Genomic DNA, 17,098 nt, shown 5'->3' with positions numbered 1-17,098 from the left:
TGGACAGTGTGACCTGGCTATGCCGGGCGAACGGCAGTGATGTGTGATGCAGGCAGAGTGCGTTCAACATCAGTCTTGCGATCCAAGCAGCGTAGGCGTCCATTCGAAAAGCCCTTGGGCTCAATGGTGAACTCCCGTTCGCCATCGGGCATGTTCACGGTCACAATCAACAAACTCTTCTCGCGAACGGCAAGATCTAACTGCCTGGCGATCCACGTGGCGTCATCACTGGCCGCGGCTTCACGACTACCTCGCAGGCGTTGCACGAGTGCAACGTGAGGACTGACCGGTTCTGGTTGGAGCTCGATCTCGCGGCGCATAGTGGGCAGAGCAATGACATTCCCGGAAGCGTCCTCGAGCTGTGCTGGATATTTCGCTTCGACTAAGGCGTTGAGCACTATCCCTGCCGAAAGTGAGGAGCGCAGAGACTCCTCAGACGCCTTACGCAGTCCCACAGAATGCAAAGAGTGATCGGCAGCGATAGTGCGCAGCACTAAAGGATCGCTGGCCGTGATAATCGAATGACCGTTAACCTCGCGCACACGAACAGATCCAAAACGTTCGCCCAGATCGGTGATGAAATAGCTGACCGCTTGCGGAATGGGTGTGGCAGCAAGTGCACTGAGATGTTCCAAGATCTGAGCGGCAGTTGTTCCCTTCGAAAGGAGATGATTAGTTCCCTGCCCGGTGATGCGGAAGGTGGTGGCTAGTCCTCTGGACTCCACCACACACAACTGACGCATAAACGCATCATCTTCAGGTCGGAGCGGGCCAGGAGCAATCACGGTGAAGTCATGCTGAACAAACACGTGCTCGGCATAGGGTGGAACAACGGCGGCTATCGCGCTCCGAACGCTGCCCCACTCTCCTGACAGCGCTGCACGGCCTACGGACGTGGCCACACCTGCACTACTGAGCCCCAAGAGCTCGGCAGCGCTGAGGCTGGTGGAAAGTTCAGCATCAAGCCAGTCATGACCTAATGGGTAATAGGCATCCACGGCAGTGAGGAGTTGGTCTCCCCAGTGCTGTTCGTGAGGCAAGATGGTGCTCAGTTCGGGGCTCAATCCTGAAACCCACGCCTCAACGGCAACAAACCAGCGCTGTTCCACAGGAAGCAGCAACCAGCTTTCTAGCTGGGTGGTTGTGAGCCACCAATTGCTGCGACGAGCAAGAATTCCTGAGAGTGCACCAAGAGCCAATACAGAAGAAGGATCAACATCCGGACTAGGCATCAGCGGGGTGAGGCGCTGAGTGTCCTGCGCACTGAGACCACCACGGGCTAGTTCCTTAACCTGGTGAGTTTCTAAGCTGCGAACAAGTTCATCCAGAGATGTCATGACTGAGAGCGCACGCTCAAGAGCAGCGGCTTCTTTCAGTGTTGCGTTCGAATCATTCACTGGTGCAGATTGTGCTGGGGCGGGGGAAAGGTCAGCCGTGACATCCAGCACCACCTTCACCACCTCAGGGTAGAGAGCAGACCCATCGGCGCTGCCCAGCAGTGCATGCTCGGGTATCGAGGCAAGAACCGAGTTGTTGTGCAGGGTTGACTCACCCTGAGCAACTGAACGAAGCGCCAAGAGTTGTTCACGTGAACACCGCGTGAGTGCCCTCACGATGGAATCAGAGGTGAGGAGGGCGTCTGCTAAATCGAAGTAGTCCCGAATAGATCCACTCGAGACTAAGCGCGTCTGGGCGAGCTGCTCCAGCTGCTCATCGCTGAGCTCGCGTAAGCGCTTAGAAAGTTCAAGTGAGGAAGACACAGAAGATGTGCCCGGGCGGGAGTTAACGTGAACCTGCTGATGCGTCGCGGCGGCGACGAACCATGTTCACGATCAGCAAAGTCACCATCAAGATGAATCCGATGGGAAGACCAATACCGGGCAGTACCAAAACGAATGTTCCAAAGCCACTGGTGAGATCCAGGTGAGTAATCCCTGCAGTGACAATGGCCAAGAACGCCAAAATCGAGATGCCCACGATGGAGACCACCATGGTTCCCAAGATGCGTTCGAGTCGGGTTGCTTCGTAGGTGTCAGTTGTTGCCATACCTCTAAGGATAGGTGCCACTTGTTACCTCTGAGTAAACTGGGTAACGCACCAAACGCAGGAGGAAAAAATGCCAACCGGCAAAGTGAAGTTTTACGACGAGGAAAAGGGCTTCGGCTTTATTTCTACCGACGATGGCCAGGAAGTATTCCTGCACGTTTCTGCCCTGCCCGATGGTGCGAAGGTTCGCCCCGGCTCACGACTCGAGTTTGGTATTGCCGAAGGCAAGCGTGGAGCACAGGCACTGTCCGTGCGCGTACTCGAGTCTCCTGCTGGCCGCGAGAAGCTCGACCGTAAGCCTGCCGATGACATGGCGATTATTGTCGAAGACTTGGTCAAGCTCCTTGACGGTATTGGTAACAACCTCAAGCGTGGCAACTACCCCGACAAGGCACACAGCAGCAAGATTGCTGCCTTGCTTCGTCGCGTAGCAGACGACTTTGATGTCTAAGCCTTTCCCTCAACTCACTGCTGCGCACCAGAGTCTTGCTCTGGCTGCGTTGCACGAAATCACCACGCCAGAAAGCATTGGCGAGCTTGAGGTGGAAACCATAGACCACGATGGCATTGCCACCTTGCAATACCAGTGCAAGCTTGATGGCTACCCCAACTGGTTGTGGAACGTCTCTCTGGCCACTCTCGAAGGTGAAGAGCCCACCGTCATGGAAGCAGAACTGCTTCCTGGTGACGGTGCACTCGTTGCACCAGAGTGGGTTCCCTGGTCTGTCCGTCTTGCAGAGTTTTTGGAAGCTCAGAAGCAGGCGGCAGCTGCTGGTATTGAACTTGATGAAGAACTTCCTGAGGGTCTTCTTGACCTCGCCGAAGGTGCTCTAGATGGCACCGTTCTCGATGACGAACTCGAAGACCTCGACGACTCTGATTCCGATGAGGATGACGATGATGACAATCTCGAGGACGACGAGGATGAGGAAGAAGACGAGGATGATGATGAATCAGACCTCGACGATGAGGATCACATCTCTGCGCCCACCCACGGTGGAGATATCGACGGAGTCGATATCGATGACCTCGACGACAGCTCTGCTGAAGACGAGGACGACTCGAACTAGAGGCGTTCGACCACGTATTCAATCGAGCTAATCAGCGCGGCAACGTCGCTGGGCTCGATTGCGGTGAAGGTCGCCACGCGAAGCTGGTTGCGTCCAAGCTTGCGGTAAGGCTCGGTGTCGACAATTCCGTTCGCGCGCAACACCTTGGCAATTGCTGCAGCGTCGATGTCGTCGTTGAAGTCGATGGTGACGACAACCTGTGAACGATGCTCAGGGTTGGTCACGAAGGGAGTTGCATAGTCAACTCGGTCTGCCCAGGTGTAGAGCAGGTTGGATGATTCCTTGGTGCGGGCATCTGCCCAGTCCAAACCACCCGAGGCATTCATCCAGTTAATCTGCTCTTCGAGCAGGACCAGAGTTGCCACGGCAGGAGTGTTGAGGGTCTGCTCCAGGCGAGAGTTGTCGATGGCATTCTTCAGGCTCAAGAACTCGGGGATGTAGCGATCAGTAGCGGCTATGCGCTCCACGCGCTCAATAGCTGCAGGGGAGAACAGAGCAAACCACAGACCACCGTCGGAAGCAAAGTTCTTCTGCGGAGCGAAGTAGTAGACATCCGTCTCGGCAGCGTCAATCTTGATACCGCCTGCTGCGCTGGTGGCATCAACAACTGTGAGAGCGCCAGCGTCACCGTGAACGCGGGTGACCGGTGACATCACGCCTGTCGAGGTTTCGTTGTGTGCCCAGGCATACACATCGATGCCTTCCTTAGCTTGTGCATCAGCTCGAGACCCGGCAGGAGCGTTGATCACATCGGGTGCGGTAAGCCAAGGAGTCTTGGCGGCGGCAGCAAACTTGCCGCCAAACTCACCACAGACCAAATTCTGGCTCTGCTTCTCAATCAGAGAGAACGCTGCAGCATCCCAGAACGCGGTCGAGCCACCATTACCAAGCAGTACCTCATAACCATCTGGGAGGTTGAACAGCTCAGCCAGTCCAGAGCGCACACGACCCACCATGTTTTTGATAGGTGCTTGGCGGTGGCTGGTGCCCAGCAGTTCCGCGCCACGGGTTGCAAGTGCAGCAACCTGCTCGGGGCGCACCTTGGATGGTCCGCAACCGAAACGGCCGTCAACGGGAAGAAGTTCGCTGGGGATGGTGATCTCTGCCATGAATCAATTCTAGGGTTTGGCGCCCAGCGAAATTTCCGCACAGAATCTGGGCAACTGCCCCGGGTAAAGTAGTGAGCATGACGGATCTGATCGACACCACTGAGATGTATCTGCGCACCATCCTCGAGCTGGAGGAGGAGAACATTGTTCCTCTGCGTGCGCGCATCTCAGAGCGGGTAGGTCACTCCGGTCCCACAGTGTCTCAGACCGTGGCACGTATGGAACGTGACGGACTTGTCTTGGTTTCGGATGACCGGCATCTTGAGCTCACCGCAGAGGGGCGCTCGAAGGCAGTTCATGTCATGCGTAAGCACCGTTTAGCCGAGCGTTTGCTCAGCGACATCATTGGCCTGGAGTGGGAGTTCGTTCATGATGAAGCCTGCCGCTGGGAACACGTGATGAGCGACAAGGTGGAGCGTCGCATTATGGAGATGCTGGGTAACCCCACCGAATCTCCCTATGGCAACCCCATCCCAGGTCTAGAAGAGCTCGGTATTGAACCTGCCGAAGGATTTATGGATGGCGTGGCCAACCTGTTAGATCTACTCCAGGCATCTGGTGAACTCAGCACGGGCATCGTGCGACGCCTGGGGGAGCCGGCGCAAATCGATCCTGAAACTCTTGCCGACTTTGCTGAAGTGGGCCTCAAACCCGGTGCTGAAATTTCCTTCAAGCGAGATGGTGACCGGGTCAGCGTTTCTGCCACTGGATTCTCAGGTTCTCTTGATTTACCACTAGATGTAGCGGTTCACATCTTCGTTGAGCACAGCTTGTAGTAAATCACCCGTTATCTTTTTGTGATTTTGTCGTGTCGCTAATGTGACTTTTTGGCTCTCTTCGCGTAGTCTGGTTAAGCTTTACAACCACCAAACGGTTGAAAAGCCACATAGCGAGACGTCCCAACCCCCGTCTCTCGATATGTGAAACGAAGCGAATTTCGCATCGTGACGGGGTAAGCAACCTAGCTTGTTGGGGCGCCGGAGGTTATACCTTGGCCGAATTAGGTAACGACGAATTTTCGTCACGCCGTGAGCGCAAGCTCGCGGAAAAGAAAACACTTCGCAAGTCCGCACGCTCTTTCGCATCCACTGCACGTGAGCGCGGTACTGCTCTAGTTTCTGCTGCCCAAGAGGTAGCAACCGCACAACCCGTCAAGCGCACCGCTCGTGCTGCGCGCAACGCAAACAACAGCCGCAACTGGGCACGTGCCGGTGTGATGGCTGTTGCTTTTGGTGTGCTGGCAACCTTCTCGATTCCTGCTTATGCAATCGACTCCAGCGACCACGTTGATGTTGAGGCATACAAGGCTCAGCTTGCTGCTGAAGCGCAGGCTCTTGTTGTCTCCGGTGACGCTGCTGTTTCTGCAAGTCGTGACGGGTACTCAACTGCAGCTGCGGTCACCGTTGCTTCAGCAGCACGTGCTTCTTCCTCTTCTCGAGTATCTGTCGATGTATCGGGTATCCGTTCAAACTCAGCACTGCTGAATGCAGCACTGAACTTGATCGGTATGCCTGGTGACTGCACCGCTTTCGTTGAGCAGGCACTGCGTAATATCGGGTACTCGGTTCCTGACCTTGGCCCCATGCAGTTCGGTGGCTACGGAACGGTATTCAGTGACCCTGACCAGGTTCAGCCTGGCGACATCATGATGCGCGGCAACCACGTCGCTATCTACGCAGGTAACGGTCTTGCAGCTCAAGGTGGTATTGGTGGAACTTCTGTTCTCACCTCCATCTCTGCAGATCCTCACAGCTACGCACTCTTCGTTCGCGTCGGCTAACACCTTGCAACTGGGTTAACTCCCGGTAACGATTCGGCGTGCCCTCTTACGAAGTTGCGCTGCTGCTCCTAACCTGAACTCAAGCATTAAGTGCGGAGGGTTCATGAAACTTCACGAACGAATAGGTGAGCGTCTACGCGCACGTCTTCGCTAGGGCATTGTCGGTAACGACGATGCCCTTGTGTGTTTCTAGGGAACCTTCACGCTTCATGTGACCATTCGGCAAGCAGCCTGCACGCCATGCAGGCCCCAACTCGAAAGGCCCACCGTGCGCACCTTGGTACTCAACGCAGGATATGAACCGCTCGCGATCGTCTCTTTTAGACGAGCGTTGATGCTGGTGATGAGCCAGAAAGCCACGGTGCTCAAAGCTGATGCGGAACACCCGGTGGAATCGATCACCTCGCAGTTTGAACGCCCTTCCGTGATTGTGCTCTCACGCTATGTTCGAGTTCCCTATGCGCGCCGCGTTCCTCTCACCCGCCGAGGAGTGCTGCGGCGGGATGGTCATCACTGCGCTTATTGCGGCAAGAACGCAAACACAATCGACCACGTGATTCCGAAATCGCGCGGGGGTGAAGAGTCCTGGGAGAACTTGGTTGCCTGCTGTTTCAAGTGCAACAACATTAAGTCTGATCGCACGCCCCAAGAGATGGGCTGGCGTTTGAGGATTACGCCACGAATGCCCGCCGGTTCTGGCTGGTTCGCCATGGGTCTCGACCACCGTGACACTGCTTGGGATGACTACCTCGCCCCTGCGGCCTAAAAACTTCTGGTCGTAGACTGGAGTTACGCCTCTGTAGCTCAATGGAAGAGCACCTCCGTCCTAAGGAGTTGGTTGGGAGTTCGAGTCTCTTCAGGGGCACTTTAAATTTGTTAGTAATCAAGGGGGCCTTGTGGCTAGGACAGACCGCACAGTCAGCGATTTAGTTCGCATGATTCAGAACAAGGATCTGCAACTTCCTGAAATGCAACGTGAGTATGTCTGGCAAGCAACTCGTGTGCGAGATCTATTGGACTCTCTCTACCGTGGCTACCCCTCTGGTGTTATTCTCGCTTGGGAAACAGATGAAAATGTGGCCACAACCGATTTTGCTGTGGAGACTTCAGCCGCATCCTCTTCATCGAAGTTGTTGTTACTTGATGGTCAGCAACGACTGACCTCATTGTCCGCAGTAATTCGTGGAGAACCTGTTACAGTTCGTGGACGAAAACGACCTGTGGAGATCTTGTTCAACCTTGAACATCCTGATGAACTGACTTTCATTACTGAAGTGAATGAGTCAAGTAAAGACGATGAAGATCCAGACATCGAAGATGCTTCAGAAAAGGACTTCATCGAACGATTGTCGCGGCGTGCATTTGTAGTTTCAAATGGACGAATCGCTTCCTTGCCGAACTGGGTAAGAGTCACTGACGTGTTTACCAAATCAGATGGTGAATTACTCCGCGGTGCCGGGGTGACTAGCTTTGACGATCCAAATTACGAAAAATACACAGAGCGGTTGAAAGGTGTGCGTGCAATCGCGGATTATTCGTACAGGATGGACGTCCTCGAAAAGAGCAAGTCTTACGAAGAAGTAACAGAAATCTTTGTTCGAGTGAATTCGCTTGGAGCAAAGCTCAGAAGCTCTGATCTGGCTTTGGCACAGATCACCGCAAAGTGGAGAGGCTCACTCCAAATTTTCCAGGACTACCAATCGGAGGTAGACCGCCGGGGGTTTGTCATTGAAATGGGAACCTACCTCAAAACTTTGGTTGCTCTGGTAACGGGACAATCCAAGTTCTTTGTCGTTTCAGGTTTATCAACCAAGCAACTTGAAGATGGTTGGAAACGAACGAAAAAGGCACTTGATTTTGCGCTTAATTTTGTTCAGAGCAACATTGGAATCGACAGCCTTACCCTTTTATCGTCACCTTTTCTGTTGGTGACAACTGCGTTCTGGGTTGATTCTCGCGATTACAAAATCGATTCAACCGAGGCAGAGGAATTTAGGCGCTGGTTCCTCTCTGCAAATGCAAAGGGTCGTTATTCGCGAGGCTCATCGGAAGGACTATTGGACCAGGACATCGCAGCGTTGAGAAACGGCGGTTCGGTGGATGGTCTCTACCAGAGACTCATTCAACAAATGGGTCGACTTGATTTCACTCCCGAGGACCTCATCGGTAGGAATTCGCGTTCTGGCGCTTTCAAAACACTTTTCTTGGCTTTACGTCAAGACGGTGCTCGTGACTGGGCTACTAACTTAGAACTCTCTACTAAGCATGGTGGTGCCTCAGACAAGATTGAATTCCACCACATCTTCCCCAAAGCCTTCCTCAAGCGCGTTCGCCCGGATGTTGACTCACGAGATGTTGACGATATTGCCAATCTTGCTTTCATAGGAGCTGCAACAAATAAGAAGATCACTGACAGAAGTCCTGATGACTACAAGAATGACTTTGAGCCCCATCTCTTGAATGTCCAACTCATTGACTTTGAAGATGGATTAACTGCTGGTGATGTCTTTGAAGCTTTCAAGCAAAAGAGAAGGAAACTTATTGCAGAGCGCCTCAACAAATTTTTGGAGTAGAGGTAACTAAACAGTTAGTTGAGAAACTTCAAACAACATAATGTCGGTACCTGCGAATAAGCTTCAAATCAGCATTTGATGCAGATGGTAAGAGGAAAAATCAAGATGGCTAAGACCACAAAAACTCAAAAAACTCTTGAGCAAACCCTCTGGGAAACAGCAGACAAACTTCGCGGAAACCAGGAACCCAGTGAATACAAGCACGTTGTGCTCGGTTTGGTATTCCTCAAGTACATTTCAGACCGCTTTGAAGAGCGACGTGAATCGCTTACTGTTGAACTCGAGGCAGATGGCATTCGTGAAGAACGCCTGGCTCAGTTCGTTGAGAGCCGCGATGAATACACAAGCCACAACGTGTTTTGGGTTCCTGAGAATGCCCGTTGGGGGCACATCCAGGATCGAGCCAAGTTGCCTTCTGTCGGTGAAGATATTGACAAGGCGATGGACATTATTGAGAAGGAAAACCCTTCGCTTCGAGGTGTACTGCCTCGAAACTATGGTCGTGATGGACTTGATAAGCGCCGCCTGGGTGAGCTTGTAGACCTCATCGGATCAATCGGTTTCACAAGCTCAGATGACCATGGCTCTGACGATGTCCTGGGTCGCGTATATGAATACTTCCTTGGCCAATTCGCTGGAAAAGAAAGCGGCAAAGACGCTGGTGCGTTCTATACACCTCGTTCAGTAGTACGCACACTCGTGGAAATGCTCGAACCTTATAAAGGTCGCGTATATGATCCTGCCGCAGGTTCGGGCGGAATGTTCGTTGAATCAGCGGAGTTCGTTAAGGCGCATGGCGGAAAACACACCGACATTTCGGTTTTTGGCCAAGAATTTACTGAAACTACCTGGAGACTTGCCAAAATGAACCTTGCTTTGCGAGGCATTGAGGCTGACTTTGGGCCAAAATCTGCAGACTCATTCACCGAAGATCTACATCCGGATCTGAGGGCAGATTTTATTATTGCTAACCCTCCTTTTAATCAAAAGGACTGGTGGAGCCCAAAACTCACCCATGATCCAAGATGGACACTTGGGTTACCGGCCGAAGGAAAAGCTGGAAGTAATTTCGCATGGCTTCAACATTTTCTTTACCACCTTGCGCCAAATGGAACGGCAGGGTTTGTTTTAGCAAATGGTGCTATGACGGACAAATCTGGAACAAACTCTCAAATTAGAGAACGTTTAGTAGAGTCCGGCTTGTTGGATTGTATTGTTTCACTTCCCAGCAAGCTTTTCCTGAACACAACTATTCCGGTTTCACTTTGGTTTATTTCGAAAGATCGAAGTGGAAAGTTGCACAGGGAAAGAAACGACGAGGTTTTATTTATAGATGCGCGTCAACTTGGAACACTAATTTCCCGTCGTCAAAGGGTGCTCGCTGATAGTGATATCTCATTAATTTCCGAGACCTACCACTCCTGGAGAAATATTGACGGAGGATACTCAGACTCACCTGGCTTCGCCTGTGTTGCAACTAAATTAGACATTCAGAGGCAAGGCTATGTACTTACCCCTGGAAGATATGTTGGTACGGAAGAACTAGATGAAGATAGAGATTCTTCTGACGCAGAAATAGAGAGACTTACCCATGATCTTTTTCAGGAATTTGAAATCGGTAAAATTCTTGAAAATCAAATTAGAGAGCTCTTCTGATACGAGAAAGCCATCAAAATGAGATTTGATGAAGCCTTTGTGATCAATCCAAAAGTTTCTCTAAATAAAGGCGAAATTGCACCCTTTGTGGAAATGGCTTCAATTGCACCTTTTACAAGAGATGTCACTACAAATGTTCAAAAGCCATACGGTGGCGGAATGAAATTTATGAACGGTGACATTTTGATGGCACGAATTACCCCATCGCTTGAAAATGGTAAAACCTCTATTTTTCGATCTGAAATGGATGAAGATAAGCCGGCTTTTGGTTCTACAGAATTCATTGTTATCCGTGGCAGAGAAGGAGTTTCGGATACTCTCTTCGCCTATTACCTAGTAACTTCAACATTTGTTCGAAACTTCGCTATTTCTAGCATGAATGGAAGTTCAGGTCGTCAGCGTGTCCAGCAAGAGTCACTTGCTGCATTAGAAATTGAGCTGCCGACATTATCCCGACAAAAAGAAATTGCGGAAAAACTGTGTGTTTTGGATGACAAAATTGCTTCGAATGAACGCGCAAACAACAAAATTATTAGATTAGCCAAGGCATTAGTGGCTAGCGCTGTTAAGGATGGCGCATCGGCTTTGCCTCTAGCTGAGTTAGCCATTTTTCATAATCGTCGCCGTAAGCCACTTTCTGCCCAGGAGCGTGAGAAACGTCTTGGGGTAATTCCTTACTATGGTGCAACAGGTATTTTTGGTCACGTTGATGAGGCAACTTTTAACGAGGTACTCGTACTTGTCGGTGAAGACGGAACCGTCGTTCGTAAAGATGGCGGCCCTGTCCTCCAATACATCTGGGGCCCAGCTTGGATCAACAACCATGCACATCCGTTGGAAGGGCAGGGGATTTCAACAGAACTCTTGTATTTACTTCTTGATGATTCAGATATTAGGCCCTTGGTCACTGGTGCAGTTCAACCAAAAGTTAACATGGGCAATCTAAAATCCCTTCCTTTGACGGTCCCGAAGGATCTTGAGCTGCTTGAAGAAAAAATACAACTGCTCTTTGAACTACTCAGAGTTAGAAATGAAGAATCCAAGAGGCTTGCATTATTGAGAGATCAGTCTCTTGAACAAATGCTCTCAAGCAACTCAGTCATAGAAAGTTCTAGCAAATGACGACTGTGAATGAGTCAACGATCGAGGCTGCTGCGCTTCAATATTTCTCAGAGTTAGGCTACCAAACTGTTTGGGGCCCAAATGTAGCTCCGGGAGAGCCGGGCGAGGAGCGTTCATCTTTTGACCAAGTTTTCCTAATGGGCAGGTTGAAAAATTCGCTTATCCGTCTAAATCGATCCGTTCGAATTGAACAAATTGAAGAAGCGCTTAAGAAATTAAAACGCCCCGAATCTCAGAATGTTATTGACGAAAACTATAGAGTTCACAAGCTGATAACCGAGGGTGTCCCTATAGAGCACCGAGGTGAAGACGGTCAGGTACTCACCACTCGTGTTTGGCTTGTTGACTTTGAGCGACCGGAACGCAATGACTGGGTAGCTATCAACCAGTTCACCATCATCGAAAACGGAAAGAACCGTCGCCCAGATGTGATTGTGTTCCTCAACGGCATCCCGGTAGGTCTACTAGAGCTCAAAAACTCTGCTGCTGAACATGCAACACTGCGGAACGCCTGGAATCAAGTTCAGACCTACCGCAAAGACATCGCTTCGCTCTTTGTGTCAAATGCAGTAACCGTTATCTCTGATGGCATTAGTTCTGCGATGAGTTCCTACACGGGTGCTTTCGAACACTATGCGCCTTGGAAAACTATTGAGGGCAGGGAAGTAGTGAGTAACCTTCCTTCGCTCGAGGTTCTCATCAAAGGTGTATTTGAACCTTCTCGCTTCCTAGATCTGCTTCAGAACTTTGTTGTGTTCTCTGACGAAACGGTTACTGAACAAAGCTCTGGCCAACCCATTCGAACGTTGGTGAAACGAGTTGCGAAGTATCACCAGTTCTGGGCTGTCAACGCCGCCATAGAAAGCACCGTTGAGGCTTCTGGCCCCAAGGGGGATCGACGTGGTGGTGTTGTCTGGCACACCCAAGGTTCTGGCAAGAGTTTCGAGATGGTCTTTTATGCGGCCAAGATCATGCGTGATCCACGCATGAGTAACCCAACTCTTGTATTCATCACCGACCGCAACGACCTAGATGATCAGCTCTTTGGTGAAACGTTTGCACCTGCGCGAATTTTGCCCGAAACCCCAGTTCAAGCAGAAACGCGTCAAGATCTTCGAAGCAAACTCAAGAGAGCAAGTGGGGGCATTGTTTTCTCCACTTTGCAGAAATTCAGACCTGGGGAAGATGGGGACGAAAATCCTGTTCTAACTGATCGCCGAAATGTGATTGTGATTGCTGATGAGGCACATCGTTCACAATATGGATTCAGCGAATATTTGGATAGCAGGGGACAGCTCCGAGCTGGTCTAGCTAAGCATCTTCGTGACGCACTACCTGGTGCTACGTATCTAGGGTTCACAGGGACCCCCATTGAAAGCAATGACAAATCAACCAGGTCGGTTTTTGGTGATTACGTCGATGTTTATGACCTCACCCGCGCGGTTGAGGATGGTGCGACAGTTCGTATTTTCTATGAACCCCGCTTGATCAAGGTCGAGCTCCCTGAAGATGAGTTTGAAAACCTAGATGAGCTCGCAGATGAAATCACTGAGCAGGTTGAAGAAGATGCCGCCTCGGCAGCAAAGTCTCGCTGGTCGCGCTTGGAAGCAATCGTTGGTGCTGACGCTCGCCTAGATATCGAAGCAAAATTCATTGTGGAGAACTGGGAGAAACGTCGCGAGGCCGCATTCGGCAAAGGCATGATCGTGGTGATGAGCCGCCGTATCGCAGTGAAGCTTTACGAAAAGATTGTTGCGCTTCGACCTGAGTGGCACTCTGATGATGCCACGCAAGGCAAGATCAAGGTAGTCATGACTGGATCTGCTGCGGACCCTGCTGATTTCCAGCCACACATTCATGACAAACAAACCAGACGTGATCTCAAGCTACGAGCTAAAGATCCCAATGACCCACTAGAACTCGTGATTGTTCGAGACATGTGGCTCACTGGATTCGATGCGCCCTCGATGCACACCATGTATGTTGACAAGCCCATGCGTGGCGCTGGATTGATGCAGGCTATTGCCCGTGTAAACAGAACCTTCCGAGACAAGTCCGGCGGTTTGATCATCGACCTCGTGGGAATTGCCACAAACTTGCGAGCTGCATTGGCGGAGTACTCTCCAACAGATCAGGAACAAGCTGGCGTTCCCATCGAGGAAATCATTGCCGTCATGTTGGAGAAGCACGACATCATCTCTGGATTACTTCATGGAGTTGATTATGACTCCAGCCCTAATCTTTCACCATCACAACTATTGGGCCAACGGGCCAAAGTTCTCGACTTCGTCATGGCAGATCCCGACAGGACATCTAGATTCAATGACCAAGTGCTAGCACTCCTCAAAGCATTCATGCTGGCAGGTGCCCGTGACGAAGCAAATTTCATTCGTTCAGACATCCGACTCTTTGCCGACGTAAGAACTGCAATTCTCAAGATTCAGAACCCTGACTCTGGACGCGGTGGATCTGGAGCAATCGAAATTGACACTGCAATTGGGCAGCTTGTCAATGAGGCAGTTTCTGCGGACCAAGTCATCGATATCTATGAGTTGGCAGGAATTGAAAAGCCTGAATTGTCGATTCTGTCTGACGAATTCTTGGATTCGTTAGAACACAAAGACAAACCAAACCTCCAAATGGGGCTATTGCGTCGTTTGCTCAACGACCAAATCAAGACGATATCCAAGACGAATATTGTTCAATCGAGGAAGTTCTCGGAACTTCTTGATGGGGCAATCAAGAAATACACCAACCGTTCCCTCACGACCGCAGAAATCATTGCAGAACTCGTGAAACTAGCCAAGGAATTGCGAGATGAGCAGGCCAGGGGAGCGGAACTTGGCCTCAAAGATGACGAAGTCGCCTTCTATGACGCGGTGTTCCAAAACGACACCGCTGTCCTCAAACTTGGGGATGAGACTCTCAAAAATATTGCCCGAGAACTCGTGGTTGCTGTTCGTGAATCGGCAACAATCGACTGGAACCTCAAAGACAGTGTTCGAGCTGCGATGCGCTCGAAAGTACGCAGATTGTTGGCCAAATACGACTATCCACCGGATGCAGAAGAGGTTGCTGTCGAACTTGTTCTTGAGCAAGCAGAACTGTTAGCTACCGGATCAAATAATTGAACCTAAGTGAGGGTAGCTGTTGCTGAAAGAAGCCAAATTACTCAAGCAAAAGGCAATTAATTCTCTTTTACTTTCTATTGATCATTTCAATGGCGTAAATGACAGGGGGAGACTTGAAGCTGTTCTGATTTTTCTTGATCACTCTTTTGAGATGCTCTTAAAAGCTGGGATTTTGACCAAGGGTGGCAAAATTCGAAATTCCAGAGAAAAAGAAACAATCGGATTTGAAAAAAGTCTTAGGAAGGCACTCTCAGAATCCGCTTTTTTGACTGAAGAACAAGTGTTGGTTCTCCAAACAATAAATGGACTTCGAGATGCTGCACAACACCACTTGGTGGATCTTTCAGAATCGCAACTATATTTTCATTGCCAGTCGGGCGTCACATTGTTCAGGGATATTTTGCTAGATGTATTTAATGAAGATCTAGCAAAAATACTGCCCCCTCGCGCGCTCCCTGTTTCAACTATTGCGATGAGTGATCCTCTGGAAATGTTCATTTCTGATGCGGAAAAAGTAAAGCAGCTCTTGAAACCCGGACGTAGAAAGAAAGCTGAAGCAGAAGCGATGCTTAGGGGTCTCGCAATTATGGACGGCGCATTGCAAGGCCAACCAGTTCAACCAAGTGCAAGGGATCTCAATCGACTCGGTACCCGCTTGGTTGGCGGAGAAAAATTTGCAGAACTATTCCCGGGGATTGGCTCAGTCAACTTCAGTACTGATTCAACCGGCTCGCAAATTAGTCTTCGTATCTTAAAAAATGAAGGTGTCCCAGTAACAATTGTTGACGAAGGTACGCCAGGTGCCGCAGTAGTCGCAGTAAGGCGAGTAAACGAGCTTGGCTACTACAACTTAGGCCACAAAGACCTCACACAAAAAGTTGGATTGACTTCCTCTAAAACGTCCGCAGCAATAGCGCTACTTAATCTCAAAGACGACCCAGATTGCTATAACGAAGTAGTTCTAGGAAAAACCAGATTTCAGAGGTATTCGCAAAAGGCAATAGCAAGAATTCTCGAACTAAAAGAGGAAATTGGAGCTGAAGGAATTTGGCAACAGCACAAACTTCAAAGTAAAAAGTGAACCTTTTTAGCTGAATATTCGCTCATTTCTTTCCCCTAAAAAGCTTGGCGAAGAAACCGGGTTCTGTCTCATGGCCTTGGCAGCGCTGGTTCTTGGGGATGCCGCGCATGACCTGGTCCACGTGCTGACCACAGCCCGCCCATGTTGACTTGCCGCACTTGCGGCACGTTACTTCTCTACACACTGTGAGACTCCTAACCTTGGTGTTTAGTATACCCCTGGGGGTATACCTCATGCCACACTTGAATCATGACCGAAAAGCGTGGCGCCAGGAACCTGACAGCTCGTGTCGATGAACGACCCCAGGTTCGCCCCACCGCCGAAGGCTGGAAGCAGAACGTGGATGCTGATGGCCGTCCCACGCTCATGTTCGAACAGCCCAAGCGTGGAGCAAAGCCTCCTGTTCACCTGGCGGATCTTTCACCAGAAGAACGCAAGGCAAAGGTCACTGAGCTCGGTTTGCCAGGTTTCCGCGCCAAGCAGATCAGCACCCACTACTTCTCCCACTACACCAGCGACCCAGAGAAGATGACCGATCTGCCTGCGGCAGGACGGGCTGAGCTGGTCGAGTCATTGTTGCCACCGCTGATGACCGAGGTGAAGAGACTGAGCACCGACAACGGTGACACCATCAAGTTCTTGCGGCGCCTGTTTGACGGTGCACTCGTTGAGTCGGTGCTCATGCGTTACCCCGGCCGCATCACCCTGTGTGTTTCTTCCCAAGCAGGCTGTGGCATGAACTGTCCATTCTGCGCAACCGGACAAGCAGGTCTCACCCGCAATATGTCCGCAGCAGAAATCGTGGATCAGGTGGTTCGCGCTAATGCGGTGATTGCCGCTGGCGAACTCGGTGGCAAGCGTCGTAACGCGGGCAATCAAGATGCCGAAGGTCAGCCCGAACGCGTGACCAACATTGTCTTTATGGGCATGGGTGAACCCCTGGCCAACTACAACCGCCTCATGACCGCGGTGCGAACCATGTTAGCTCCCCAGCCAGAAGGCTTAGGAATGTCTGCTCGCCACATCACGGTGTCATCTGTGGGACTGGCGCCTGCCATTCACAAACTTGCCGACGAGGGACTCCAGCTGACCTTCGCTTTGTCTTTGCACGCTCCAGATGATGAACTGCGTGATGAACTCATCCCCGTGAACTCACGCTGGAAAGTCGACGAAGCCCTTGATGCGGCCTATAACTACTTCGAGAAGACGGGGCGCCGCGTCTCGATTGAATACGCCCTCATCAAAAACATGAATGACCATGCCTGGCGTGCTGATCTGCTGGCAGACAAACTTAATGCTCGAGGACGTGGCTGGGTTCACGTCAACCCCATTCCACTGAATCCCACTCCGGGATCCATCTGGACCGCATCAGAGCCGGCCATTTCCCGAGAGTTCGTGCGCAGGCTTGAAGAACGGGGAATCCCCACCACGCTGCGTGACACTCGAGGCAAAGAAATTGATGGTGCCTGCGGTCAACTTGCCGCAGCTGACTAACCTTCAGAAATCCCTTGAAATAGGTGTCACTACGGG

At 51.0% G+C, this 17,098-nt stretch carries 14 protein-coding genes and 1 tRNA gene; 12 read left to right on the top strand and 3 right to left on the bottom strand.

All coding sequences use genetic code 11. The features are described from left to right. Nucleotides 1-17 precede the first annotated feature (17 nt). Both M2120_RS04455 and M2120_RS04450 read right to left on the bottom strand, forming a co-directional pair. Nucleotides 18-1,760 (bottom strand): helicase-associated domain-containing protein, encoded by a 1,743-nt coding sequence (locus M2120_RS04455; protein WP_280797516.1) that lies wholly within the window; start codon nt 1,758-1,760, stop codon nt 18-20. 22 nt (nt 1,761-1,782) lie between these two features. Beyond that, the gene (locus tag M2120_RS04450) at nt 1,783-2,046 is read right to left on the bottom strand and encodes a hypothetical protein (protein ID WP_280797515.1); all 264 of its coding nucleotides are present in this window, start codon (nt 2,044-2,046) and stop codon (nt 1,783-1,785) included. A gap of 70 nt (nt 2,047-2,116) precedes the next feature. On the opposite strand from M2120_RS04450, the gene M2120_RS04445 reads away from it, so the two are divergent. Both M2120_RS04445 and M2120_RS04440 read left to right on the top strand, forming a co-directional pair. Continuing rightward, complete coding sequence (locus M2120_RS04445) at nt 2,117-2,497, top strand: cold-shock protein (protein WP_280797514.1); 381 nt, start codon at nt 2,117-2,119, stop codon at nt 2,495-2,497. Further along, nucleotides 2,490-3,116 (top strand): DUF3027 domain-containing protein, encoded by a 627-nt coding sequence (locus M2120_RS04440; protein ID WP_280797513.1) that lies wholly within the window; start codon nt 2,490-2,492, stop codon nt 3,114-3,116. The genes M2120_RS04445 and M2120_RS04440 overlap by 8 nt, the downstream gene beginning before the upstream one ends. Here the strand turns inward: M2120_RS04440 and serC are convergent. Continuing rightward, a complete protein-coding gene (gene serC, locus M2120_RS04435; protein WP_280797512.1) occupies nt 3,113-4,225 on the bottom strand; it encodes a phosphoserine transaminase in 1,113 nt (370 codons plus the stop codon). The genes M2120_RS04440 and serC overlap by 4 nt on opposite strands. A gap of 77 nt (nt 4,226-4,302) precedes the next feature. Between serC and M2120_RS04430 the strand changes: the two genes are divergently transcribed. From M2120_RS04430 to rlmN, 10 genes are all read left to right on the top strand, one after another. Continuing rightward, complete coding sequence (locus M2120_RS04430) at nt 4,303-5,001, top strand: metal-dependent transcriptional regulator (RefSeq protein WP_280797511.1); 699 nt, start codon at nt 4,303-4,305, stop codon at nt 4,999-5,001. A gap of 215 nt (nt 5,002-5,216) precedes the next feature. Continuing rightward, the gene (locus M2120_RS04425; protein WP_280797510.1) at nt 5,217-6,005 is read left to right on the top strand and encodes a hypothetical protein; all 789 of its coding nucleotides are present in this window, start codon (nt 5,217-5,219) and stop codon (nt 6,003-6,005) included. Nucleotides 6,006-6,273: 268 nt separating this feature from the next. After that, nucleotides 6,274-6,771: an HNH endonuclease gene (locus M2120_RS04420; protein ID WP_280797509.1), complete on the top strand. Its 498-nt coding sequence runs from the start codon at nt 6,274-6,276 to the stop codon at nt 6,769-6,771. Between the two features lie 27 nt (nt 6,772-6,798). After that, a tRNA-Arg gene (locus M2120_RS04415) sits at nt 6,799-6,870 on the top strand. 31 nt (nt 6,871-6,901) lie between these two features. Further along, nucleotides 6,902-8,578, top strand: a complete 1,677-nt coding sequence (locus tag M2120_RS04410; protein WP_280797508.1) for a GmrSD restriction endonuclease domain-containing protein — start codon at nt 6,902-6,904, stop codon at nt 8,576-8,578. Nucleotides 8,579-8,683: 105 nt separating this feature from the next. Next, a complete protein-coding gene (locus M2120_RS04405) occupies nt 8,684-10,234 on the top strand; it encodes a type I restriction-modification system subunit M (RefSeq protein WP_280797507.1) in 1,551 nt (516 codons plus the stop codon). 18 nt (nt 10,235-10,252) lie between these two features. Continuing rightward, nucleotides 10,253-11,356, top strand: coding sequence for a restriction endonuclease subunit S (locus M2120_RS04400; RefSeq protein WP_280797506.1), 1,104 nt, complete (start codon nt 10,253-10,255; stop codon nt 11,354-11,356). Next, the gene (locus tag M2120_RS04395) at nt 11,353-14,487 is read left to right on the top strand and encodes a type I restriction endonuclease subunit R (RefSeq protein WP_280797505.1); all 3,135 of its coding nucleotides are present in this window, start codon (nt 11,353-11,355) and stop codon (nt 14,485-14,487) included. Before M2120_RS04400 ends, M2120_RS04395 begins: the two co-directional genes overlap by 4 nt. Before the next feature lie 19 nt (nt 14,488-14,506). Then, nucleotides 14,507-15,568 carry a DUF3644 domain-containing protein gene (locus M2120_RS04390; protein ID WP_280797504.1) on the top strand — a complete coding sequence of 354 codons (1,062 nt, stop codon included), beginning with the start codon at nt 14,507-14,509 and terminating at the stop codon, nt 15,566-15,568. Between the two features lie 249 nt (nt 15,569-15,817). Continuing rightward, nucleotides 15,818-17,062, top strand: a complete 1,245-nt coding sequence (gene rlmN / locus M2120_RS04385; protein WP_280797503.1) for a 23S rRNA (adenine(2503)-C(2))-methyltransferase RlmN — start codon at nt 15,818-15,820, stop codon at nt 17,060-17,062. Nucleotides 17,063-17,098: the final 36 nt, after the last annotated feature.

The sequence above is a fragment of the Aurantimicrobium minutum genome (genome assembly GCF_029893825.1).
GTDB classification, from domain to species: domain Bacteria; phylum Actinomycetota; class Actinomycetes; order Actinomycetales; family Microbacteriaceae; genus Aurantimicrobium; species Aurantimicrobium minutum_C.
This window is presented reverse-complemented; position numbering and strand designations above follow the sequence as displayed.

Bases quoted from the DNA above. Each gene is read 5' to 3' on its own strand.
- M2120_RS04450 (WP_280797515.1), bottom strand. From the start codon at position 2,046: ATGGCAACAACTGACACCTACGAAGCAACCCGACTCGAACGCATCTTG.
- M2120_RS04445 (WP_280797514.1), top strand. From the start codon at position 2,117: ATGCCAACCGGCAAAGTGAAGTTTTACGACGAGGAAAAGGGCTTCGGC.
- M2120_RS04440 (WP_280797513.1), top strand. From the start codon at position 2,490: ATGTCTAAGCCTTTCCCTCAACTCACTGCTGCGCACCAGAGTCTTGCT.
- serC (WP_280797512.1), bottom strand. From the start codon at position 4,225: ATGGCAGAGATCACCATCCCCAGCGAACTTCTTCCCGTTGACGGCCGT.
- M2120_RS04430 (WP_280797511.1), top strand. From the start codon at position 4,303: ATGACGGATCTGATCGACACCACTGAGATGTATCTGCGCACCATCCTC.
- M2120_RS04405 (WP_280797507.1), top strand. From the start codon at position 8,684: ATGGCTAAGACCACAAAAACTCAAAAAACTCTTGAGCAAACCCTCTGG.
- M2120_RS04400 (WP_280797506.1), top strand. From the start codon at position 10,253: ATGAGATTTGATGAAGCCTTTGTGATCAATCCAAAAGTTTCTCTAAAT.
- M2120_RS04395 (WP_280797505.1), top strand. From the start codon at position 11,353: ATGACGACTGTGAATGAGTCAACGATCGAGGCTGCTGCGCTTCAATAT.
- rlmN (WP_280797503.1), top strand. From the start codon at position 15,818: ATGACCGAAAAGCGTGGCGCCAGGAACCTGACAGCTCGTGTCGATGAA.